Source organism: Mycobacterium sp. ML4, assembly GCF_054515735.1.
This window is the reverse complement of the sequence record NZ_JBTNSY010000006.1, coordinates 200,421-222,527: the sequence shown is the minus strand read 5'-3', so window position 1 is coordinate 222,527 and position 22,107 is coordinate 200,421. Positions and strand designations below refer to the sequence as shown.

Annotated in this window: 19 protein-coding genes, 1 tRNA gene and 2 pseudogenes; 10 read left to right on the top strand and 12 right to left on the bottom strand. The window is 67.0% G+C overall.

All coding sequences use genetic code 11. The features are described from left to right. Position 1: 1 nt before the first annotated feature. On the bottom strand, positions 2-685 hold the full coding sequence (locus tag ACX9NE_RS08850) for a class I SAM-dependent methyltransferase (RefSeq protein WP_459361303.1): 684 nt from the start codon (positions 683-685) through the stop codon (positions 2-4). Between the two features lie 396 nt (positions 686-1,081). After that, positions 1,082-1,165, bottom strand: a tRNA-Tyr gene (locus ACX9NE_RS08845). 69 nt (positions 1,166-1,234) lie between these two features. On the opposite strand from ACX9NE_RS08845, the gene ACX9NE_RS08840 reads away from it, so the two are divergent. Beyond that, complete coding sequence (locus ACX9NE_RS08840) at positions 1,235-1,726, top strand: YajQ family cyclic di-GMP-binding protein (RefSeq protein ID WP_459361302.1); 492 nt, start codon at positions 1,235-1,237, stop codon at positions 1,724-1,726. Between the two features lie 86 nt (positions 1,727-1,812). Then, a complete protein-coding gene (locus ACX9NE_RS08835; protein WP_459361301.1) occupies positions 1,813-3,318 on the top strand; it encodes a flavin-containing monooxygenase in 1,506 nt (501 codons plus the stop codon). Here ACX9NE_RS08835 and ACX9NE_RS08830 read toward each other — a convergent pair. Beyond that, complete coding sequence (locus tag ACX9NE_RS08830; RefSeq protein WP_459361300.1) at positions 3,315-4,724, bottom strand: trypsin-like peptidase domain-containing protein; 1,410 nt, start codon at positions 4,722-4,724, stop codon at positions 3,315-3,317. The two genes, ACX9NE_RS08835 and ACX9NE_RS08830, sit on opposite strands and share 4 nt — an antisense overlap. Before the next feature lie 100 nt (positions 4,725-4,824). Here ACX9NE_RS08830 and ACX9NE_RS08825 point away from each other — a divergent pair, with 100 nt between their 5' ends. Both ACX9NE_RS08825 and ACX9NE_RS08820 read left to right on the top strand, forming a co-directional pair. Continuing rightward, entirely contained in the window at positions 4,825-5,850 is a 1,026-nt protein-coding gene (locus tag ACX9NE_RS08825) for an NAD(P)H-dependent glycerol-3-phosphate dehydrogenase (RefSeq protein WP_459361299.1), read from the top strand. A gap of 205 nt (positions 5,851-6,055) precedes the next feature. Continuing rightward, positions 6,056-7,606 carry a SulP family inorganic anion transporter gene (locus ACX9NE_RS08820; protein ID WP_459361298.1) on the top strand — a complete coding sequence of 517 codons (1,551 nt, stop codon included), beginning with the start codon at positions 6,056-6,058 and terminating at the stop codon, positions 7,604-7,606. Between the two features lie 151 nt (positions 7,607-7,757). Here ACX9NE_RS08820 and htpX read toward each other — a convergent pair whose 3' ends face one another. Further along, positions 7,758-8,621, bottom strand: a complete 864-nt coding sequence (gene htpX, locus ACX9NE_RS08815; protein ID WP_459361297.1) for a zinc metalloprotease HtpX — start codon at positions 8,619-8,621, stop codon at positions 7,758-7,760. A 79-nt stretch (positions 8,622-8,700) separates the two neighbouring features. Continuing rightward, positions 8,701-9,708: a nonaprenyl/(2E,6E)-farnesyl/geranylgeranyl diphosphat synthase gene (gene grcC1, locus ACX9NE_RS08810; protein ID WP_459361296.1), complete on the bottom strand. Its 1,008-nt coding sequence runs from the start codon at positions 9,706-9,708 to the stop codon at positions 8,701-8,703. Positions 9,709-9,729: 21 nt separating this feature from the next. On the opposite strand from grcC1, the gene menJ reads away from it, so the two are divergent. From menJ to ACX9NE_RS08795, 3 genes are all read left to right on the top strand, one after another. Beyond that, the gene (menJ, locus tag ACX9NE_RS08805; protein ID WP_459361295.1) at positions 9,730-10,968 is read left to right on the top strand and encodes a menaquinone reductase; all 1,239 of its coding nucleotides are present in this window, start codon (positions 9,730-9,732) and stop codon (positions 10,966-10,968) included. 104 nt (positions 10,969-11,072) lie between these two features. After that, the gene (locus ACX9NE_RS08800; RefSeq protein WP_459361294.1) at positions 11,073-11,759 is read left to right on the top strand and encodes a class I SAM-dependent methyltransferase; all 687 of its coding nucleotides are present in this window, start codon (positions 11,073-11,075) and stop codon (positions 11,757-11,759) included. 45 nt (positions 11,760-11,804) lie between these two features. Then, entirely contained in the window at positions 11,805-12,140 is a 336-nt protein-coding gene (locus ACX9NE_RS08795; protein ID WP_459361293.1) for a DUF732 domain-containing protein, read from the top strand. Positions 12,141-12,361: 221 nt separating this feature from the next. Here the strand turns inward: ACX9NE_RS08795 and ACX9NE_RS08790 are convergent, their stop codons facing one another. The 4 genes from ACX9NE_RS08790 to menD form a co-directional block, all read right to left on the bottom strand. Then, the gene (locus ACX9NE_RS08790) at positions 12,362-13,051 is read right to left on the bottom strand and encodes a demethylmenaquinone methyltransferase (RefSeq protein WP_459361292.1); all 690 of its coding nucleotides are present in this window, start codon (positions 13,049-13,051) and stop codon (positions 12,362-12,364) included. A gap of 159 nt (positions 13,052-13,210) precedes the next feature. Then, the gene (locus ACX9NE_RS08785; RefSeq protein ID WP_459361291.1) at positions 13,211-14,356 is read right to left on the bottom strand and encodes a glycosyltransferase family 4 protein; all 1,146 of its coding nucleotides are present in this window, start codon (positions 14,354-14,356) and stop codon (positions 13,211-13,213) included. A 71-nt stretch (positions 14,357-14,427) separates the two neighbouring features. Then, a complete protein-coding gene (locus tag ACX9NE_RS08780; protein WP_459361364.1) occupies positions 14,428-14,910 on the bottom strand; it encodes a DUF3592 domain-containing protein in 483 nt (160 codons plus the stop codon). 26 nt (positions 14,911-14,936) lie between these two features. Then, positions 14,937-16,586 (bottom strand): 2-succinyl-5-enolpyruvyl-6-hydroxy-3-cyclohexene-1-carboxylic-acid synthase, encoded by a 1,650-nt coding sequence (menD, locus tag ACX9NE_RS08775; RefSeq protein ID WP_459361290.1) that lies wholly within the window; start codon positions 16,584-16,586, stop codon positions 14,937-14,939. A 78-nt stretch (positions 16,587-16,664) separates the two neighbouring features. Between menD and ACX9NE_RS08770 the strand changes: the two are divergent. Continuing rightward, positions 16,665-16,881 (top strand): annotated as a pseudogene (locus tag ACX9NE_RS08770) (protein kinase domain-containing protein); the annotation flags it as partial. A 52-nt stretch (positions 16,882-16,933) separates the two neighbouring features. On the opposite strand, the gene ACX9NE_RS08765 reads toward ACX9NE_RS08770, so the two are convergent. Genes ACX9NE_RS08765 through ACX9NE_RS08755 form a run of 3 tightly spaced genes read right to left on the bottom strand, consistent with a single transcriptional unit; the run spans position 16,934 to position 20,291 of the window. Next, entirely contained in the window at positions 16,934-17,722 is a 789-nt protein-coding gene (locus ACX9NE_RS08765; protein WP_459361289.1) for an alpha/beta fold hydrolase, read from the bottom strand. Then, entirely contained in the window at positions 17,719-18,636 is a 918-nt protein-coding gene (locus tag ACX9NE_RS08760; RefSeq protein WP_459361363.1) for an o-succinylbenzoate synthase, read from the bottom strand. The genes ACX9NE_RS08765 and ACX9NE_RS08760 overlap by 4 nt, the downstream gene beginning before the upstream one ends. A 50-nt stretch (positions 18,637-18,686) precedes the next feature. Beyond that, the gene (locus ACX9NE_RS08755; protein WP_459361288.1) at positions 18,687-20,291 is read right to left on the bottom strand and encodes an amidohydrolase; all 1,605 of its coding nucleotides are present in this window, start codon (positions 20,289-20,291) and stop codon (positions 18,687-18,689) included. Between the two features lie 71 nt (positions 20,292-20,362). Here ACX9NE_RS08755 and ACX9NE_RS08750 point away from each other — a divergent pair. Then, positions 20,363-20,431: pseudogene (locus ACX9NE_RS08750) on the top strand (16S rRNA (guanine(966)-N(2))-methyltransferase RsmD); the annotation flags it as partial. A 1-nt stretch (position 20,432) separates the two neighbouring features. Next, positions 20,433-22,034 carry a fatty-acid--CoA ligase FadD8 gene (gene fadD8, locus ACX9NE_RS08745; protein ID WP_459361287.1) on the top strand — a complete coding sequence of 534 codons (1,602 nt, stop codon included), beginning with the start codon at positions 20,433-20,435 and terminating at the stop codon, positions 22,032-22,034. The last annotated feature ends 73 nt before the right edge of the window (positions 22,035-22,107 follow it).

Below are 22,107 nucleotides of genomic sequence, written 5' to 3'. Positions count from 1 at the left end.
GTCACATTTTCTTGGCCAGCAACCAACGCGTCGAACCGGGGTGCCTGGTTGTCAGCGACAGCCCCGCCTGCGCAAGTTCTGCGCGGACAATGCCGGGGCTGACGCGCTGCAGAACCAGCGACTGGCGCCACTGTTGGCCGTCGGCAGCCAAGACGAACTCCCCGGTGGTGATCCCGCCGCGGTTGGAGTGAATCGTCAGGGTCGTCCGCACCGCATCGAAAGTCAGCGTCTTCGTCCAACCCGTGGGCCGAGAGGCCAGCAGGGAGGGCGGCACCCACTGGATGATCGCCCGGCCGTACGGTGCCAGGTGGTAAGCCACGGTTGCCATCATGGATCTGCGCAGTAGCGGGTCCGGGTAGTTGATCAGGTTCGACATCAACAACACAGCGTCGAACCGCTCGGGCAAGCGCACGTCCTCGATGCGGGCGAGGACTTTCCGTGCCCTGCGGACGTAGGCGAGCATGTCGCGCGAGTCGTCGACGGCGGTGACTCGATGGCCGAACGAGGCCAGAGCGTCAGCGACGCGTCCGGTGCCGGCACCCAGATCGACCACCGAACAGTGGGGTACCAGGAGCGACTGGACGTGCTCGACCTCCCCCATCGACGGCATCCTGCTGTAGACCTCGACCGAGCTGCCGTCGGCAGTCACCAGGCTGGTGTCGGTCGTTGTCGAGCTGCGCAGCATCGGGTGCTCCTCTCAGTGGGCGCAGCGATGGTCGCCGGGGCATTCGCCTCAGGGGTGGAAACGCCCCAGCGACGGGCTAAACCGCTTCACTCGGCCGCATCGCCGACCACGAAGAAGGCACTCTGGCAGGTCATCTCGACGTCGCGGAACAAGGACTCGTACTCCATATCACTCACCTCCTAACTGTCAACCATGGTTGATTATATCCCAGTTTGCGTCCGCCGCTAGGCCCCAAAGTTGTCTGAGGTGGAATGGGTTGCTAGAGAAGCCGATGGCCGGTTCAATCCCTGCGCTCATCTGCCCGCCATAGCGGAGCAGCCGGCCCAGCCAGCGCGAAACGATTGCGGTGCTAGGGAAATCAGCGCTACCGCGAAGGCATCATTTCCCGATGATTGGTGGTGGCAGGTACAGGATTCGAACCTGTGAAGCTTTCGCGACGGATTTACAGTCCGCTCCCATTGGCCGCTCGGGCAACCTGCCGCCTAGCAGGGTACAACGACGGGGTAGACAGTTCACAAACGGCCAGCACCGAGGAAGGGATGCACCGCAATGGCGGACTCATCGTTCGACATCGTCAGCAAGGTTGACCGGCAGGAAGTGGACAACGCGCTCAACCAGGCCGCCAAGGAGCTGTCCACCCGCTTCGACTTCCGCGGCACCGACACCAAGATCGCGTGGAAAGGCGAGGAGGGCATCGAGCTGACCTCGTCCACCGAAGAGCGGGTCAAGGCAGCGGTCGACGTGTTCAAGGAGAAACTGATCCGCCGCGACATCTCGCTGAAGTCCTTCGAGGCCGGCGAGCCGCAGGCCTCCGGCAAGACCTACAAGGTGACCGGCACCCTCAAGCAGGGCATCAGCAGCGAGAACGCCAAGAAGATCACCAAGCTCATCCGCGACGAGGGGCCCAAGACGGTCAAGACCCAGATCCAGGGCGACGAGGTCCGGGTCACCAGCAAGAAGCGAGACGACCTGCAGGCAGTCATCTCGATGCTCAAGCAGGCCGACCTCGATGTCGCGCTGCAGTTCGTCAACTACCGGTAGTTGACCCTGCGTCAGCGGCGGATTTCTCCAACACATGGCCGCCCAGAGCGCAGGCTGAACGTCCCAAAGAAGAAGCGAGGTTGATGATGACCGTGACGCCAGAGGAGGCCGCTGCGCCCGCCGAGACCGCATCCGTCGACGTCCTCATCGTCGGGGCCGGCATCTCCGGCCTGGGCGCGGCCTACCGCATCCTGCAGCGCAACCCGGGGCTGAGCTACACCATCTTGGAGCGACGCGAGCGCATCGGCGGCACCTGGGACCTGTTCCGGTACCCCGGCGTGCGCTCGGACAGCAGCATCTTCACGCTGAGCTTCCCCTACGAACCGTGGACCCGCGAAGAAGGCGTCGCCGACGGCGACCACATCCGTGACTACCTCACCGACATGGCCCGCAAGTACGGCATCGACAAGCACATCCAATTCCGTAGCTATGTGCGTGGCGCCGACTGGGATTCGGCCACCGATATCTGGACCGTCAGCTTCGAGCAGGACGGCGTCACCAAGCAGTGCCGTAGCAGGTTCGTGTTCTTCGGCAGCGGCTACTACGACTACGACGCCGGCTACACCCCCGACTTCCCTGGCATCGAGCAGTTCGCCGGCGCCGTCGTGCATCCCCAGCACTGGCCGGAGGACCTGGACTACACCGGCAAGAACGTGGTGGTGATCGGCAGCGGTGCCACCGCGGTGACGCTCATTCCAGCGATGGCGCAGCAGGCCGGCAAGGTGATCATGCTGCAACGTTCGCCGACGTACCTGATCTCGGCGTCCAAATACACTAAGGTCGCCTGGCTGAGCCGAAAGTTGTTGCCGCGCAGGGCCGCCCACCTGACGATCCGGTTCTACAACGCGCTGATGGAAGGGGTGTTGTGGTTCCTGTCGCGCAAGATGCCGCCGCTGATCAAGTGGCTGCTCCGCCGCACCGCGGTGCAAAACCTGCCGGAGGGCTACGACGTGGACACCCACTTCAAGCCCAGATACAAACCGTGGGACCAGCGGCTGTGCCTGATCCCGGACGCCGACCTGTACCACGCCGTCGCCGACGGTCGGGCCGAGGTGGTCACCGATCAGATCGACCACTTCGACACCACCGGCATCGCGTTGAAGTCCGGACGGCATCTGGATGCCGACGTCATCGTCACCGCCACCGGATTGCAACTCCAGGCCCTGGGCGGCGCCACCATCAGCATCGACGGCGTCGAGATCAACCCCACGGAACGCTTCGTCTACAAGGCGCACATGCTCGAAGACGTACCCAACCTCTTCTGGTGCGTCGGCTACACGAACGCCTCCTGGACACTGCGGGCCGACATGACCGCGCGGGCCACCGCCAAGCTGCTGGCCTACATGGCCGAGCACGGCTACACACACGCCAGCCCTCACCTCGGCGACCAGCCGATGGCCGAAAAACCGGCATGGGACATCCAGGCCGGCTACGTCAAGCGGGCACTGCACGCGCTGCCCAAGTCGGGCACCAAACGGCCCTGGAACGTGCGGCAGAACTACTTCGCCGACGCCATCGACTACAGGTTGGACCGGATCGACGAGGCCATGGTGTTCGGCCGGGCGGCCGACCGGGCGGCGGTAGTCGGTTAGGCCGACTCGCCGAGCGAGATCTTCTTGCCGCAGTTCGGGCAGAACTTCTCGGCGTGGTGGTGCTGGGCGCCGCAGTTAGCACAGAAGTGCGGTTCGTCGGTCGCCGGCGGCGGTGCCAGGCCCAGCGGTCGCACCGTGCCGGCCAAGTCCTCGGCATCCTCAGGCGACACCGGTTCGTCCTCTTCTGCTTCGTCGCGCAGTTGCCGCCGGCCCCGGACGACCATGAGGGTCAACCAGCTCCCGGCGATAATTACCAGCAGTGCCCCACTTACGATGTACCACAACAGGTTTGACCGTTCGAATATCGATACGTCGCCGTACTGCTGGCGCAGATTCGCCGCGCTGGTCTTGAGATCGGCGACGCCGGGATAGTCCGGCGAGAGAATCAGCGTCTGCTCGAAATCCTTGATCGCGTCGCTGTAGCGGCCCGCGTAGTAATGGCTGAGTCCCTGCCGGTAGTACCGGTCCGCGGGCCCGAGCGTGGCCTTGACGGCTTTGGCCGCCATCAACGTCGCCAAGGTGTCTGCGGGAACGATGAAGTTGAACGGCTGCGATTCGCCAGCAGGACCGAAGCTGTTGACGCCGATCACGTTGCCGTTGAGGTCGACGGTCGGGCCGCCGCTCATCCCTTCGGCCAAAGCGGCGTCGATCTCGTAAACCGGCGTCGATTTCACGGTCGACTTCTTGCTCACCTTGCCGCTCTTGTTGGTCGGGTCCAGCGACCGCCCGGTGAGCCGCGCGGTGGGTTCGGCGTAACCGACAGCCAGCACCGGGGTACCGATGCTGACGTCGGCATCGGTGCCGAGTTCCGACGATGGCAGATTGTGTTTGTCGACCTTCAGCAGCGCCACGTCGCCTTTACCGATCGGCCGGAAGTCCACGACGGTGGTAGGCATCTTCTCGGCGATCTTCGTCCCCGTGCCGTACACCAGCGTCAGGTCGACCTGCGGCCCCTGCCCGGGCAGGGTGCCTTCGACACGTGCATTCTTCGCCAGCCACTCCAGCGTCGCCAGTGGGTCCTGACTGACCGGAGATCCAGGGTATTGAGCCTGGTATTCGCTGACGGCGCGCTTGAGTATCTGCTCCTTCGCGGTGTCCGGATCGGCACAGTGGCCCGCGGTAGCCACCCAGCCGTCCGGGTTGACAACGAAGCCGGTACAGGTCCATGTGGCGACGAAGGGTGCGTTGGTCCCTTCGCCGAAGAACGACAGCGTCTTGCCGTCGGGCAGCCGCACCATCCCGTACGCCTCGGCGCCGAGGAACATCACGGCCGGACGGATCCGCGCCGCCGCGATCTGCGCCGCGTTGCCCTGCGGACGGCCGCCGTCGGCGACGGCAGTCGCGGGCCATGACACCGACAGGACGAGGGCGGCCACGGCCAGCCTCATCAACGCTCGGGGCTTCACACCTTCACGATCCCGGTGGCGACGGCCCACGGTAAGGGCCCGAAGTCCTCTCCCCCAGAGGTCGTTGGTATTCCACGGTCATCGCAATAGGCTGACGTTCATGGCAGCTGAGAAACGCGAACCCAAGGTCGTTGTCCTCGGCGGCGGTTCCTGGGGCACCACCGTGGCCTCAATCTGCGCGCGTCGCGGGCCGACACTGCAGTGGGTGCGCTCGGAAGAGACGGCCAAAGACATCAACGAAAACCACCGCAACAGCCGCTACCTCGGGGACGCGGTCGCGCTGAGCAGCTCACTGCGCGCCACCACCGACTTCGCCGAAGCGGCCAACTGCGCCGACGTCCTCGTCATGGGTGTACCGTCGCACGGCTTCCGGGGGGTCCTGACCGAACTGGCAAAGGAACTGCGGCCCTGGGTGCCGGTGGTCTCGCTGGTCAAGGGCCTCGAGCAGGGCACCAACATGCGGATGTCGCAGATCATCGAGGAAATCCTGCCGGGGCATCCGGCGGGCATCCTGGCCGGGCCGAACATCGCCCGCGAGGTGGCTGAGGGCTACGCCGCCGCCGCGGTGTTGGCCATGCCGGACCAACACCTCGCCACCCGACTCTCAACCCTGTTCCGCACCCGCCGTTTTCGCGTGTACACGACCGATGACGTGATCGGTGTCGAGATGGCGGGTGCACTCAAGAACGTCTTCGCGATCGCGGTCGGAATGGGCTATTCGCTGGGCATCGGCGAGAACACCCGGGCACTGGTGATCGCCCGCGCGCTGCGCGAGATGACCAAGCTCGGCGTCGCGATGGGCGGTAATGCCGAAACATTCCCCGGCCTTGCGGGTCTGGGCGACCTGATCGTCACCTGCACCAGCCAGCGCAGCCGCAACCGCCACGTCGGCGAACAACTGGGCGCGGGCAAGCCCATCGACGAGATCATCGCGTCGATGAACCAGGTCGCCGAGGGTGTGAAGGCCGCCAGCGTCATCATGGAGTTCGCCGACGAGTTCGGGTTGAGCATGCCGATTGCGCGCGAGGTCGACGCCGTGATCAACCACGGCTCGACCGTCGAACAGGCTTACAGCGGCCTGGCCGCCGAGGAACCCGGACACGAGGTGCATGGCTCGGGGTTCTAGTGCTTCATATCTGTGTTCGGTATGCGCGCTGTTCGTGGGCTTGACCCGTCTCTGGCCGCGCGCATACTGTCGAGGCAGCGGCACGCGCCTGCCGTCGACACTACGGGGCGTATGTGCTTGTGCACCAACAACATACGAGCAGGTGATTGGACGAAACGGCGCCGGTGGGACCGAGCCGCTCAACGACCAGACCAGGAAATGACCCATGCAGCCCGACGAGCCACACGACGGCCCGGCGCCGGAGCAGGCGGTTTCACGCAGTGAACGAGTGCGGTCAGTCGTCCGGCACGACCTCCCCTCGTCGCTTGTCGTATTTCTGATTGCGCTCCCACTCTCGGTGGGGATCGCGATCGCCTCGGACGCACCGGTGCTTTCGGGCCTGATCTCGGCAGTCGTCGGCGGAATCGTCCTTGGCATCATCGGCGGGTCGCCATTGTCGGTTAGCGGTCCCGCCAACGGGTTGATGGTCGTCACCGCCGGTCTCGTCGCTCAGTTTGGTTGGCGGGCGACCTGCCTGATCACCGTGGCCGCCGGTGTGCTGCAGCTCATCTTGGGGCTCAGCCGGATTGCGCGAGCGGTATTGGCGATCTCGCCGGTTGTCGTGCACGCGATGCTGGCCGGTATCGGAATCACGATCGCGCTTCAACAAACGCACGTCCTGCTGGGCGGGGCGTCCCACAGCACCTCGTGGGAAAACGTCGTCGAGCTGCCGGACCAGATTCTCGGCGCGCATAAGCCGGGAATGTTTCTGGGTGTGTTGGTGATCGTCATCATGCTCGCCTGGCGTTGGGCGCCAGCCAAGCTGGCAGCCATCCCAGGGCCGCTGGTCGCCATCGTCACGGCAACCATCATCTCCGTGATTTTCCCGTTCGAACTGTCCAGGATCACGCTCACCGGGTCGCCGCTGGATGCGTTCCAGCTTCCCGGCCTGCCCGACGGCAACTGGGGCGCCTTCGCCACGAGCGTTCTCACCGTCGTCTTCATCGCCACCGTCGAGAGCCTGCTGGCATCGGTGTCGATCGACAGAATGCACCCCGGGACGCCCACCAACTTCAACCGCGAGTTGGCCGGGCAGGGCGTTGCCAACATCACCTCCGGGATGATCGGCGGCCTTCCTATCGCCGCCGCCATCGTTCGCAGCTCGGCGAATGTGCAGGCCGGCGCCAGAACCCGTGCGTCGACGATCATGCACAGTATCTGGATCCTGATCTTCACCCTGTTTTTCGCCGGGCTGATCCAGCAAATCCCCAGCGCCGCACTTGCCGGGCTGCTGGTTTTCGTCGGAATCAGGCTGCTGCAGCCGGCCCATATCGAAACAGCCATGCGCAACGGTGACCTGGCGGTCTACCTGGTGACCGTCGTCGGTGTCGTGTTTCTCAACCTCATGAAAGGCGTGCTGATCGGACTTGTTCTGGCCGTGGCGCTCACCGCATGGCGGGTGATGTGGTTCCGGATCCAGGCTCGACCTGACGGTGACGAGTGGCGCGTGGACGTCGAGGGGGCGTGCACCTTCCTCTCGTTGCCGCGGCTGACCGAGGTGCTGGCGTCTGTGCCTACCGGCAAGACGGTCACTGTCACCATGTCGGTGATCTACTTGGACCACGCCGCGCATCAGGCGGTCGCCGACTGGCAGGAACGACATCAAGCGACGGGCGGCGTGGTTCACATCCACGGGGGCGTCCATACCGGTCACCGTGCCCGCCGCGCGATGAACGACCTCGTCGAATCCGAGGAGGGACGGGAATCGGCTACCTAGCGCTCAGCTAGGCAGCAGGTCCGCATTCGATCTGGCCGGCATATGCCGCCGCCCCCATACCGTCGATCAAAGGCACGTCACGCAGGCCAGCCGACCGGCGACGGTGGGACCGAATATCTCCGTACGCCGCGCAAAGCCGCGCGAGGGCAGGTCAGCCCCGCGCCATCTGCTCCAGCCGGCGGATGCGGTCCTCGATCGGCGGGTGCGTCGAGAACAGCGACCCGATGCGCTCGCCGGCCCGGAACGGGTTGGCGATCATCAGGTGGGCCTGGCTGGCCAACTGCGGCTCGGGCGGCAGAGGTGCCACCTGCACCCCGCCGGAGATCTTGCGCAGCGCGGACGCCAACGCAAGGGGGTCGCCGGTCAGCATCGCACCCGATTCGTCGGCCTGGTATTCCCGCGAACGCGACACCGCCAGCCGCACCACCGTCGCGGCGATCGGCCCGAGCAGCGAAACCAGAAGAAGCGCAAAGGGATTGGCGCCCCCTTCACGGCTGCCACCGAACGCGCCGAACCACATGGCGATGTTGGCCAGCGCGGTGATCACCGAGGCCAGCGCACCGGCCACACAGGAGATCAGGATGTCCCGGTTGTAGACGTGGGACAGCTCATGCCCCAGGACAGCACGCAGCTCACGCTCGTTCAGGATCTGCAGGATGCCGGTGGTGCAACACACCGCGGCGTTGCGCGGATTGCGACCGGTGGCAAATGCGTTGGGGGCATTGGTGTCGCTGATGTAGAGCCGCGGCATGGGCTGGTGGGCCGCGGTGGCGAGTTCACGCACGATTCGGTACATCGCGGGGTACTGCAACTCCGAGACCGGTACCGCGTGCATGGCCCGCAGCGCCAACTTGTCGCTGTTGTAGTAGGTGTAGACGTTCATCCCGACGGCGAACAACGTGGCGATAATCAACGCCGTTCTGCCGAACAGCGCGCCGACGAACACGATCATCGCGGACATACCGACCAACAGCACGAACGTCTTCAGTCTGTTGGCATGCGGATGCCAGGTCATGTGTGTGTCCTCCTACGACTTGATTACAACCGATCAACGCCTGGGAGGACGGTTCGGGTTCCGACCTGAGCGAACCGGATCAACCGTGCCGGCTGACCGTATAGTCGACCAGCGCCTGCAACGCGCGCCGGCCGGAGCACTCGGGCAACAGACTCAGCTCGTGGTGTGCGCGCGCGGCGTAACCGGCCAGAGTCTCCTTGGCCTTCGCCATGCCCGACGACGTCCGCAGCAGGCTGAGCGCCTCCATTACCTCGCCGTCATCGCGAATGGGCCCGGCCAGGAGTTCCCGCAACCGGGCACCGTCGGGCTCGGTTTCCTGCAGCGCGTACAGCATCGGCAGGGTGCGCACCCCTTCGCGCAGATCGGTTCCCGGCAGCTTGCCCGACTCGTCGGATTCGCTGTCGATGTCGATGATGTCGTCCGCGATCTGGAATGCGGTGCCGACGATGCCGCCCAGCCGGCTCAGCCGTTCGACCTGCTCGCCGTCGGCGCCGGAGAACATTCCACCGAACCGGCCCGCGGCACCGATCAGGCTGCCCGTCTTCTCGTGGACCACCCTCAGGTACTGCTCGATACGGTCGACACCCTTGGGAGTGCCCCGGGTCTCCCGCATCTGCCCCGTCACCAGCTCTGCGAACGTGTCCGCGACGATCCGCACCGCGTCGGGTCCCAGCCGGGACACCAGCCGGGACGCCGTTGCCAACAGGTAGTCACCGGCCAGGATGGCGACGTTGTTGCCCCAGCGCGCGTTGGCGCTGGGCGCTCCGCGACGGACCTCGGCCTCGTCCATCACGTCGTCGTGATAGAGCGTCGCCAAATGGATGAGTTCGACCACCGCGCCGGCCACGGTCACGTCCGCGTTGTCCGGGTCCGGCCCGGTTTGCGCGGCCAGCACGGTGAACAGCGGACGGAACCGCTTGCCGCCGGCCTGAAACAGGTGCAGCAACGATTCGGTCATCACGTCGTCGGAACCCCGCAGCTCAGCGTCCATCAGCCGCTCCACCCGGGCGACACCGTCACGTACGGTCGCGGCGAATCCGGCGTCGCCGAAGTCAACGCCCGCCACCACCGTCGCCGGAGTTCTCATTCGACCAACATACTGGGGAGCGTGAACACCGTAGTCCCCCGAGCCCTGCGCGCCCAGGTGGTGGTCGTGGGTGCCGGACCGGCCGGGTCGGCGGCGGCCGCCTGGGCCGCCCGCGCGGGCCGGGACGTCCTTGTGATCGACTCGGCCAGCTTTCCCCGCGACAAGGCGTGCGGTGACGGGCTGACTCCCCGGGCGATCCTGGAGCTGGAACGGCTGGGAATGGGCGACTGGCTTTGCGGTCGCATCCAGCACCGCGGCCTGCGGATGAGCGGATTCGGCGGCGAAGTGGAAGTGCGCTGGCCGGGCCGGTCGTTCCCGTCGTACAGCAGCGCGGTGGCTCGTCTGGAGCTCGACGACAGGATCCGCAAGGTGGCCGAGGAGTCCGGCGCGCGCATGCTCTTGGGCACCAAAGTGGTTAAGGTTCATCATGACTCATCGCGGCGCGTGACGTCGGTGACGTTGGCCGACCGCACCGAGGTGGTGTGCGACCAGCTGATCGTCGCCGACGGGGCGCGGTCGCCACTCGGCCGCAAATTGGGTCGCCGCTGGCATCAGGAGACGGTCTACGGGGTTGCCGCACGCGGATACCTGGCGACCGCGCGCAGCGACGACCCGTGGCTGACGTCGCATCTGGAACTGCGCTCACCCGACGGCGCTGTGTTGCCCGGTTACGGCTGGATCTTCCCGTTGGGCAACGGCGAGGTGAACATCGGCGTGGGCGCGCTGTCAACGAAGAAGCGACCGGCCGATCTGGCATTGCGGCCGCTGATCTCGTATTACACCGACCTGCGCCGCGACGAATGGGGATTCGAGGGGCCGCCGCGAGCGGTGGCGTCGGCGCTGCTGCCGATGGGTGGCGCGGTCTCGGGTGTGGCGGGCCCGAACTGGGTGTTGATCGGCGACGCCGCCGCCTGCGTCAACCCGCTCAACGGCGAGGGCATCGACTACGGGTTGGAGACGGGGCGACTGGCCGCCGCGGTGCTGGACGCGCGCGATCTGTCGCGGCTGTGGCCGGCGCTGTTGGCCGATCACTATGCCCGGGGCTTTTCGGTGGCGCGCCGGTTGGCGTTGCTGCTGACCTTCCAGCGGTTCCTGCCGGCGACCGGGCCGATCGCGATGCGCTCCACCACCTTGATGCGTATCGCGGTGCGGGTCATGGCGAATCTGGTCACCGATGAAGATGCCGACTGGGTGGCGCGGGTGTGGCGCGGCGGCGGACGCGTGTCACGCCTCATCGACCGACGACCGCCGTTCAGCTGAGGGCTTGGGCGAGGGCTGGGGGGGCGAGCAGACGCGCGCCAGGGGGAACCCCGTCCTATATCAAGTTGATTGACATATATCAGGCGCATTGATATGTTCGCAGCATGACTTCACCAGTGGATTTCGAATTCGAACAGGCCTACCGCGGCGATTCCGGGCAGCTCGGCGAGCGCGTCCGCCCGCCGTGGAGTCTCGGCGGACCGCAGCCCGAATTGGCAGCCCTCATCGAGCAGGGCCACTTCCACGGCAACGTTCTCGACGCCGGCTGCGGAGAAGGCGCGATCTCGCTGACGCTGGCCGCGCGGGGGCACATCACCGTTGGCCTGGACGCCTCGCCGACCGCCATCGAGCTGGCCAAGGCGCAAGCCCAACGACGTGGGCTGACCAACGCGAGCTTCGCCGTAGCCGACATCAGCGACTTCAGCAGCTACCCGGCCGGATCCGAAGGGCGTTTCAACACCATCGTGGACAGCACCCTGTTCCACTCGATGCCCGTCGAACTGCGCGAGGGCTATCAGCAGTCCATCGTGCGCGCCGCGGCGCCGGGGGCGTCGTACTTCGTGCTGGTCTTCGACAAGGCGGCGGTAACGCAAGGGCCGGTCAACGCGGTCACCGAGGACGAGCTGCGCGAGGTTGTCTCCAAATACTGGGTCGTCGACGACATCCGCCCGGCGCGCATCCACGCTCAACTTCCGGCCGATACGCCCCTTGTGCCCGGCTTCCAGGCTCGCGACGAAGCCGACGGCCGCAAGTCGGTCGGCGCCTGGCTGCTTTCGGCCCATCTGGGCTGATAGGGGGCATGATCACAGACCGGCCGCGGGTGTATAGTCCGTCTAATGAAGTCATTGAGGCTGGGTGCTTTCGCGGCCATGGCGGTCGCCGCTGTCGGATTGGCGGCACCCGCCCAGGCCGACGACTACGACGCTCCTTTCAACGCCCAACTGCACACCTACGGCATCTACGGACCGCAGGACTACAACGCATGGTTGGGCAAAATCAGCTGTCAGCGGATCGAGCGTGGTGTCGACAAGGACCCGTACAAGTCGGCAGCCTTCCTGCAGCGCAATTTGCCGCTGGGCACCACCCAGGGGCAGGCGTTTCAGTTCCTTGGCGCGGCGCTCGATCACTACTGCCCCGAGCAGGTCGGCTTCCTTCAGCGCGCGGGGACCTGACGCGCCCGGATCGTCGTGCCTGACGATCTGCAGGAAATTGCGAGTGGCCGGGCTGTTGCGAAATGGGATCACCCATTTCGCAACAGCCCATGGCGCCCCGCAAACTGCAGGCTCGGCGAATGCGCGTCATCCCCAGACCCCCGGCCTCACCCAGGCTGAAAATCTGCAGCGAAAGTGCGAGTGAAGGCCTGCAAAACTGCAGGCTCGATGATGAAAGCGAGTCAGAGCGGCTTGTACCCGGCGTGCAGTGCCACGATCCCGCCGGTCAGGTTGCGCCACCGCACCGCTGACCACCCCGCACGCGTGATTTCCCGGGCCAGCGCCGCCTGGTCGGGCCAGGCCCTGATCGACTCCGCCAGGTAGACATAGGCATCGGGGTTACTCGACACCGCGCGCGCCACCCGCGGCAGCGCCTGCATCAAGTACTCCTTATACGCGGTAGCGAACAACGGGCTTGTGGGAGTAGAGAATTCGCATACCACCAGCCGGCCGCCAGGCCGGGTGACGCGGGCCATCTCACGCAAACCGGCGGGAAAGTCGGCGACGTTGCGCAACCCGAAGCTGATGGTGACCGCGTCGAACACTTCGTCGGCGAACGGCAACCGGGTCGCGTCGCCGGCGACCTTGGGCACATTGCGGGCGCCGCCTGCCGACAGCATGCCGACCGAGAAGTCGGCAGCCACACACCACGCTCCGGACTTGCCCAGCTCGACCGTCGACACCGCGGTGCCCGCGGCGATGTCCAGCACCTTCTGACCTGGCCCGATCTTCAGGGCCGAGCGGGTAGCGCGGCGCCAGAACCGGTCCTGGCCCAACGACAACACGGTGTTGGTGATGTCGTATCGTCGGGCGACCCCGTCGAACATCGACGCGACGTCCCGGGGATCCTTGTCGAGGTCGGCGCGGCTCACGTCTCAAACGCTACCTGGCGCCGTTCGCCAGCGGTCCCTGCGTTGCAAGCCGGCGTGAGCGAGAAAGTTTGGTTTATCACCAGGGCCGGCCACGTAAGCCGGTTGCGCACCTGAGAACAGTGGCAGCCGGTCGCCGAATTAGCCCCGGGCCGACGGGTTTCAGGCACCGCGCCGCTGGGCGGCGCGAGCCCGGGCCGCCGGTGACAACACCGCCTCGTAATGGCCGAGCAACTCATCGCAGATCACCGACCAGCTTCGGCCCAGAACACTGCGACGAGCCGCCTGGGAGTAACGCTGACGTTCCGCCAACAGGTGATCGACAGCCTCCGGTAACCGCGCTTGGAACTCACCGACGGGCAGCAGCATCCCGGTGCGGCAGGGGGCAACCAGATCACGCGGGCCGCCGGCGTCGGGGGCGATGACCGGCAACCCTGACGCCAGCGCTTCCTGCACGACCTGACAGAACGTCTCGTGTTCACCGGGATGCACGAAGACGTCCATGCTGGCGTACGCTGTGGCGAGCTCGTCGCCGTACATCGCGCCGGTGAAAACCGCTGTGGGCATGAGTTTTTCAAGTTTGGCGCGGTCGACCCCGTCACCAACGACGACGAGCTGCACCTGACCGCCGGCGGCGAGCACGGCAAGCCGCTCGACATGCTTTTCCGGGGCAAGCCGGCCGACGAACCCGACGATCGGCCTGCCGTCGGCCGACCATTGCCGGCGGAGCGCCTCGTCGCGGGCCGAGGGTGCGAACCGAATCAGGTCGACTCCGCGCGCCCACCGATGGACGCGTGGGAAACCTTGGGCGACAAGCGCTTCCATGGTCGGTATGGATGGTGCCAGAGTGCGGTCGGCGCGAGTGTGCAGGTGCCGGAACCACGCCCAGGCAGCCCGGGTGGTCATCGGAATGCCATAGCTGGCCGCGAATCCCGGCACATCGGTCTGGTAGACGGCGACGGTCGGAATCCCGAGCCGGCGCGCGGCCAGCATCCCGCCGTAACCCAGCAGCGCCGGTGAGGCCAGGTGCACCACGTCGGGATCGAAGCCACGCAGGACACGCAGAATCCGCAGGGTAGGGACCCCCAGCGGAAGCGTCGTCACCCTGGGGAACATGCGCGATGGCGTTCGGTGAATGCGGATGCCGTCGTGCAGGCGGTCGGCACGCGGCTCTCCCGGGGGGTTGTCCGGCGCGATCACCAAGGCTTCATGACCGGTGCGGCGCAGATGCTCGAGAACCCGGACTACGGAGTTACTCACGCCGTTGACCTGCGGGAGGAACGACTCGGCGACGATTGCAACGCGCACGTCCACACAGTGGCAGCATCGATTGTCGGCAAGGTTGCGGCCGGGAATACGCGGCGCGAAATCTGTGCGGGCTAGGAACGCGCGGACTCGTTGAGCCGCGTGTCCAGCACCGCCAGCAGGATCAACGCGGCCGCGCCGATCAGCCAGGCCACCACCGCGATGGAGCCCGCCGGAATGATCGCCAGACCGGCGTTGCGGTGCTGAACCCGCACCAGATTGGGGTCCTTCTTGTTGTATTCGACGTAGATCCGCATGCCGGTGGCCAGCTCCGAGGGATACAACACCCCGAGTTCCGGCCGATACGTGACGCGCTCCGGGGTGACGAACTCGATGGTGGAGCGCCGCGGCCCGGCACTGAGCACTTCGGCCTGCGCGACACCCATATTGCGCTGGATGGCCAGGTCGTTGCGCCACGCCCCGGCCACCAGAAGCACGGACTGAAGCGTGACGAGGAGGATGACGATCAAAACGGCTATTCGCGCCCACCGCACCACCATTCGGGGCCGCGTGTCCGGCAACGCCTCGGTGGTGCCATGAATCAGGATGCGCAGCAACTGTTTTGACGAACGGGCGAGCTTCTTCACAACGCGGCCTTGATGGCCGCGTGCAGCCGTCGCAGCGACGACCGGTCCGCCTTGACCTCCAGCACCCGAACGCCGGAGCCAGGTTCGTCGAGGGCGGCGGCCAACTGGTCCGCCTCGATCTGTCGACTCTCCACGTGGTATGCGCGGCACAGCGCACCGACGTCGACGTCGTGCGGGGTGCCGAAGACCCGCGCGGACACATCCGAGAACCGCGGGTCGCCCTGCTCGAGCAGTTCGAAGATGCCGCCGCCGTTGTCGTTGGAGACCACAATCGTCAGCTGTCGCGGAGTGGGTTCGGTGGGTCCGATCAGCAAGCCCGAGCTGTCGTGCACGAAGGTGAGGTCGCCGATGAGAGCAACGGTGCGCGGCGGGTCCTCGGGTTTGCCGATGCGTTCGAATGCGAGCGCGGCCCCGATGATGGTGGACACGGTGCCGTCGATACCGGCCACACCGCGGTTGGACCGCACCCGGATGCCCCGGGTCTTCAGCCCGACCAGGGCAGCGTCGCGGACCGGGTTGGATGCACCCAGCACCAGCTGGTCACCGGGCCGCAGCGCGTCGGCTACCGCGGCGGCGACGTGCAGACCCGTGGTCAGCGGATGCTCGGCGAGCTGGCTGCGCACGGCCTTGACGGCGTGCTCGTTGAGCTCGGCGCAGCGGCGTAACCACGCCGGGCGGGGAGCGCCGCTGGTCACCGCCCGGGTGCCGGTGGCCTGGGAATTGCCCGAGACATCAGGCCAGCGCGGCCCCGTGGTCAGCGCGAACACGGGCACCGCCGCGTCGGCCAGCAGCGCGGACACCGGTCGGTGCAGCGTCGGGCGGCCCAGCATGATCACCTGCTGAGGGCGCAGCAGGGGCAGCGCCAGCGGATGCAACGGGTTTGCCGCGGGCGGCGCCGTCGGCTCGGCGACGGTCGGCAGTGTTGCGAGGTTCGGGTGCGCGCCCGCGCCGTGGCCCGCGATGACAACGGTGTCGGGCGTGAGGTCGATGTCCAGCGGTTGATCGAAGGTGACCGGTGGCGTGTACGTCCACGGCCTACCGTCGGGGCGACCCGGCGGGGTGGGTGCGTTCAGGTGTTCCGGATCGGGAACCAGGGGTTCGCGCAGCGGGATGTCGAAGTGCACCGGCCCCGCGTTGGCGGTGCGCGAACCCATGGCGGCCACCAATACGCGGCAGGTCGCCGAACGCCAGGTGGCGTTGAGCGAGGGCAGCTTCTCGGCCGCGTCCTCGGCCAGGCCCAGGCTGATGGTGGCGCGCACCTGCGAGCCGAAGTAGCCGAGTTGCTCCATCGTCTGGTTGGCTCCGGTGCCCAGCAGCTCATACGGCCGGTTGGCGGACAACACGATCAGCGGCACCCGGGCGTAGTTGGCCTCGACCACCGCAGGTCCCAGGTTGGCGACCGCGGTGCCCGACGTCATGGCGATACACACCGGCGCATCCGCCCCGATCGCCAGGCCGATGGCCAGATATCCGGCGGTGCGCTCGTCGATGCGGACGTGCAGCCGCAGCCTGCCCGCCCGGTCGGCGTCTTGCAGGGCGAACGCCAGCGGCGCGTTGCGTGACCCGGGACACAACACCACGTCGCGGACGCCGCCGCGGATCAGTTCGTCGACGACGACGCGAGCCTGGGTCGTCGAGGGGTTCACCTCTACAGGGTGTCACAACCGACCGACGATGATCGATCGAGCCGATCAGTGGCAATTGCTGTTGCCCGGGCGGTATGCCCGGCCGTCGCCGATGCGCCGGACTACGCGCATCAGCGCGACCTGCTGCATCGCGACGTCAAGCCCGCCAACATCCTGCTCACCCGCCTCGACCCGGAACGCCGACGAATCTTGTTGGCCGACTTGGGCATTCCGCGCAGGCGGACGATATCAGCGGACTGACGGCAACGAACGCGACGGTATCGGCTCGATGGCGTACGCGGCTCCCGAGCGGCTCACCCAGGCACCGGAACGGTGAACGTGCTGAGCTACTCCCCCAACACCCCCGATCAGGTCTGGGCGCTCGCGAAGAATTTCAGCATCGCGGCGTTGACCGCCTCCGGTCGCTCCAGGAACCCGAGGTGCCCGGTGTCAGGGATCTGCAGATACCGGCCGTTAGGCAGTGCGTCGGCGACCTCGCGCCCCAGATAGGGCGGCGTGATCACATCATCGGCGAAGCCGATCACCAGTACCGGGGCGGCGATGTTGCGGTATGCCGGCAGCCGGTTTTCCTGCGGGGCGATATCGAGCTGACAACGGTAGCCGCGGGTGAGCTTGGTCGGCCACATGCTGAACATCGCGATCCAGTCGGCGACGGCGGCGTCATCGTTGAGGGTCTTGCGGGAGAAACTCTCCAGCAGTCGGGTCTTGGCGTCCCAGGTGGCGGGCAGCCCGACGCCGGCGTCATCGAGGTCAGCCTCGGCCTGGTGGAAGAATTGGCGGGTGCGGTCCAGCCGGCCGCGGGTAGCCATCAGCACCGCCGCGCTGACCAGTTCGGGCCGGACCACCATGAGTTCCTGCGCGACGTAGGAGCCCATCGACACCCCGATGACCCGCGCCGGGCCGATGTCCAGGGACTCGATCAGAGCTGCTGTGTCGGCGACCATGGTCTGCGTCGTGAAGCCTTCGGCGTTCTCGGTGGCACCGATACCACGGTTGTCGAAGGTGACGCAACGGTAGCCGGCCGCCACAAACGCCGGAACCTGGTGCAGGTGCCAGGTGCGTCCGGCACCGCCGCGACCGGAGATGAAGACAACCGGCTCACCGGTCCCCTTGTCGTCGTAAGCCAGGTTGATCACCCGATCGACGGTACAAGCAGTGGGTAGCACGCCTTGACCCGGTCGATCCACCATTGCCGCCGATCCGCCGAGGCGCTCAACGCCTCCAGCCGGGCCGGATCGGGCGTCACCGGGCGCACCGGGAGGAACCCGTCGACGGGCACGACCGGCTCGGCGACGTCGTCCACGAATAGCCGGCCGGTGCCGAGACCGCAGGCGTGCCGCAGCTCTGGTAAGGCCGCGGCGGCAAGCAGACCGCGGCCGATGCCGACCGCCGAGTCGAGTGCGCTGGACACCACGATCGGGATGTCGATCTGCGCGGCGATCTGCAGCATCGCCGAGATACCGCCCAGCGGAGCAACTTTGAGCACCGCGACATCGGCGGCGCCGGCCCGGACCACGGCCAGCGGATCGTCGGCCTTGCGGATGCTCTCGTCAGCGGCGATCGGCACCCCGACCCGGTGCCGCAGCTCGGCGAGCTCGGCAACGGTGGCGCAGGGCTGTTCGAGGTACTCGAGGGGTCCGCCGGAGGTCAGGGCCCGCGCGGCCTCGGCCGCCTGCTCGACGCTCCAGCCGCCGTTGGCGTCCACCCGCACGGTGGCGACCAATTGCCGGACCGCATCGACGCGGTCGACGTCGTCGTTCAGGCTCTGTCCCGGTTCGGCGACCTTCACCTTGGCGGTGCGCGCGCCGGGAAATCGCGCCAGCACATCAGGTACCTCGGCGGCATCGACGGCCGGTACGGTCGCGTTGACGGGGATGCGGTCACGTCGCACCGGCGGCGGCTCGTGGTACGCGGCCTCGATACCCGCTGCCAGCCAATGCGCGGCCTCGGGCGGTTCGTATTCGACGAACGCCCCGAACTCGCCCCAGCCGGCAGGGCCGTCGATCAGCGCCAGTTCCCGGGTGGTGATGCCGCGGAAACGCACCCGCATGGGCAGCGCCACCACGTGCAGGCGGTCCAGCAGATCCTGCAAGTCCGGCTTCACTGCCTGTAGACCTGCCTACCGGCCAGGAACGTCGCCCGCACCTGCAGGTCGGCGACCTGTTCGGGCGGTACCGTGCGGGGATCGGCCGACAGCACCACCAGGTCCGCGTACTTGCCGACCTCGAGCGAGCCGGTCACGTCGTCGGCGAACAGCTGCCAGGCGGCGTCGATGGTCTGTGCCCGAATCGCCTGCTCGACCGTGAGCCGCTCTTCGGGGGCCAGCACCCGTCCGGAGGGGGCCACCCGGGTCGCGGCCACGCTGATGTTGCGCAGCGGCTCCTCGGGGGTGACGGGCGGGTCGTTGTGCAGCGAGATGCGCATGCCGGTGGCAGCTGCGGATCCGGCGGGCATCCAGCGGGATCCGCGCTCCGGCCCGAACAGCCCGTCGACGATGACATCTCCCCAGTAGTGCAGCTGGTCGACGAAGATGCTGCACGTGACGCCCAGCGCGGCGGCGCGCCGCAGCTGCTCGGGCCGGATGGCGCCGACATGCTCGAGCCGCAGCCGATGGTCGTTGCGCGGATGCTGTCGCAGGGCTTCTTCATAGACGTCGAGAATGGTGTCCACACCGGCGTCCCCCTGCACGTGGCAGGCCATCTGCCAGCCGTGCGGGAAGTACGCGCCGACAATTTCGGTCAACTGCTCTTTGGTGTAGTTGGCGCAGCCGCAGGAACCCGGGGTGATGCCGGCCGAGCGGGTGGCCGCGGTGTCCAGATAGGGAAACGAGAGCGCGATGTTGCCGATCCACGGCGAACCGTCCACCCAGATCTTGATGCCGACCTGACGCAACATGTCATCACCCTCGCCCGGGGTGGCGTCGGTGGACATCTGGGCGTTGGAGACCTCGTAGGTCCGCAGTCGCACGGTCAGGTCGTTGTGCAGCTGCTCGACCAGCGGCTTGAACTTCGGGTCGAAGGCCATCTCCGAACAGGTGGTCAGGCCCGCGCGGTTCAGGCGCGCACACTCGGCGCGCAGCATGTCCGGATAGTCGCCGGCTTGAACAGCGCCGCCCAGCAGTGGAAACACCGCACCGATCTCCTCGGCAGTGCCGTCGAGTTCGCCGCTCGCGTCATGGCCGTACTTGGCGCCTTTCGGGTCGGGCGTGTCGCGGGTAAGGCCGTTGAGTTCGGCGGCGCGCGAGTTGAAATAAGCCTTGTGGCCGGAGTTGTGGATGATCACCAGCGGGCCGTCCGGCGCGATGTCGTCGAGCCAGCGCAGCGTCGGGTCGGGTAGCCCGGGCTGCAGCAGCGCGTCCCAGCCGTTGAGGTAGGCGCCCTCGGCACCCCGGCGCGCGGCCTCGCGCCGGATCGTCTCGACGACGTCATCCGGGTCGCGGATGGTGACCGGGCGGATGTCGACGATACGGTCGGACAGCGCGATGGCTTCCATCAGCGGGTGGCCGTGCGCCTCGATGAATCCCGGCATGACGCAGCCGTCGCCGATGTCGATGGTCGCAGTGTTGGCCCCGATGTACTGCGCGACGTCGGTGCGGTCTCCGACGGCGACGATCCGGCCGTCGGCGATGGCGAGCGCCTCGGCGGTGGGGCGGGTTTCGTCGACGGTCAGTACGGTTCCGGTGATGACCGTGTCAGCAGCGCTCATGTGGGCAAATCCTACTGATCGAGGGCGCGAAAAAGCCGAATTGCAACACGTTCTAGTCTTGCTTCATGAGTCGCGCCAGCGACGATGCAGTGGGGGCACCTCCCGCTGGCGGGGGACGAAGCGATGAGGAGGAGCGGCGCCATGAGTGTCGATTTGTTGCGCAACCCGACCCACAACGGCCATCTGCTCGCGGGCGCCCTCAAGCGCCACAAGAACCGGCCGGTGCTGTTCCTCGGCGACACCACGCTGACCGGTGGTCAGCTCGCCGAGCGGATCAGCCAGTACGTCCAGGCCTTCGAGGCGCTCGGCGCTGGTTCCGGCGTCATGGTCGGCCTGTTGTCGCTCAACCGCCCTGAGGTCCTGATGATCCTGGGCGCCGGCCAGACCCAGGGTTACCGGCGTACCGCGCTGCACCCGCTCGGCTCGCTGGACGACCACGCCTACGTGCTCTCCGATTGCGGCGCCAGCGCGCTGATCATCGACCCCAACCCGATGTTCGTCGAGCGCGCGCTCGGGTTGCTGGAGAAGGTGGACTCGCTCACACAGATCCTGACCATCGGCCCGGTGCCGGAAGCGTTGCGCGGGGTGGCGGTCGACCTGTCTGCGGAGGCGGCCAAGTTCGAGCCCAAGCCGTTGGTGGTGGCCGACCTGCCGCCGGACAACATCGGCGGCATGGCCTACACGGGCGGCACCACCGGCAAACCCAAGGGCGTGATCGGCACCACCGGAAACATCGCCGCCATGACCCAGATCCAGCTGGCCGAATGGGAATGGCCGGAGCACCCGCGATTCCTCATGTGCACACCGCTGTCGCACGCCGGCGCGGCGTTCTTCACCCCCACCGTGGTCAAGGGCGGCGAGATGGTGGTGCTGGCCAAGTTCGACCCGGCTGAGGTGTTGAGAGTCATTGAGGAACAACGCATTACGGCCACCATGCTGGTGCCGTCTATGTTGTACGCGCTGATGGACCACCCGGACTCGCACACCCGGGACCTGTCCTCGCTGGAGACCGTCTACTACGGGGCCTCTGCGATCAACCCGGTACGGCTGGCCGAGGCGATCCGCCGCTTCGGCCCGATCTTCGCCCAGTACTACGGCCAGTCCGAGGCCCCGATGGTGATCACCTACCTGGCCAAGGCCGACCACGACGAGAAGCGACTGACCTCGTGCGGACGCCCGACGCTGTTCGCGCGGGTGGCGCTGCTGGGCGAGGACGGAAGGCCGGTGCCGCAGGGTGAGCCGGGCGAAATCTGTGTCAGCGGGCCGCTTTTGGCGGCCGGCTACTGGAACAAACCCGAGGCGACCGCGGAGGCTTTCAAAGACGGCTGGCTGCACACCGGGGACATGGCCCGCGAGGACGAGGACGGCTTCTACTTCATCGTCGACCGGGTCAAGGACATGATCGTCACCGGCGGCTTCAACGTCTTCCCCCGCGAGGTCGAGGACGTCATCGCCGAGCACCCGGCCGTCGCGCAAACCTGTGTGGTCGGCACGCCCGACGAGAAGTGGGGCGAGGCCGTGACGGCAGTGGTGGTGCTGCGCGCCGACGCCGCCCGCGACGACACGGCGATCGAGGTGATGACCGCCGAGATCCAGGCCGCGGTCAAGGAACGCAAGGGCTCGGTGCAATCGCCGAAACGTGTTGTGGTCGTCGACGCGCTGCCGTTGACCGGGCTGGGCAAGCCGGACAAGAAAGCGGTGCGCGCGCAGTTCTGGGAGGGCGCCGGGCGCGCCGTCGGCTGACCCGTGGTGCCGAGCGTGAAGCCAGCTTCACGCTCGCGGCCCAGCGTGAAGCTGGCTTCACGTTCGGCGACGG

Excerpts from the sequence above, each read along its gene's own strand:
- ACX9NE_RS08850 (WP_459361303.1), bottom strand. The coding sequence starts at position 685 with ATGCTGCGCAGCTCGACAACGACCGACACCAGCCTGGTGACTGCCGAC.
- ACX9NE_RS08840 (WP_459361302.1), top strand. The coding sequence starts at position 1,235 with ATGGCGGACTCATCGTTCGACATCGTCAGCAAGGTTGACCGGCAGGAA.
- ACX9NE_RS08835 (WP_459361301.1), top strand. The coding sequence starts at position 1,813 with ATGACCGTGACGCCAGAGGAGGCCGCTGCGCCCGCCGAGACCGCATCC.
- ACX9NE_RS08825 (WP_459361299.1), top strand. The coding sequence starts at position 4,825 with ATGGCAGCTGAGAAACGCGAACCCAAGGTCGTTGTCCTCGGCGGCGGT.
- ACX9NE_RS08820 (WP_459361298.1), top strand. The coding sequence starts at position 6,056 with ATGCAGCCCGACGAGCCACACGACGGCCCGGCGCCGGAGCAGGCGGTT.
- htpX (WP_459361297.1), bottom strand. The coding sequence starts at position 8,621 with ATGACCTGGCATCCGCATGCCAACAGACTGAAGACGTTCGTGCTGTTG.
- grcC1 (WP_459361296.1), bottom strand. The coding sequence starts at position 9,708 with ATGAGAACTCCGGCGACGGTGGTGGCGGGCGTTGACTTCGGCGACGCC.
- ACX9NE_RS08800 (WP_459361294.1), top strand. The coding sequence starts at position 11,073 with ATGACTTCACCAGTGGATTTCGAATTCGAACAGGCCTACCGCGGCGAT.
- ACX9NE_RS08795 (WP_459361293.1), top strand. The coding sequence starts at position 11,805 with ATGAAGTCATTGAGGCTGGGTGCTTTCGCGGCCATGGCGGTCGCCGCT.
- ACX9NE_RS08760 (WP_459361363.1), bottom strand. The coding sequence starts at position 18,636 with ATGCGGGTGCGTTTCCGCGGCATCACCACCCGGGAACTGGCGCTGATC.
- ACX9NE_RS08755 (WP_459361288.1), bottom strand. The coding sequence starts at position 20,291 with ATGAGCGCTGCTGACACGGTCATCACCGGAACCGTACTGACCGTCGAC.
- fadD8 (WP_459361287.1), top strand. The coding sequence starts at position 20,433 with ATGAGTGTCGATTTGTTGCGCAACCCGACCCACAACGGCCATCTGCTC.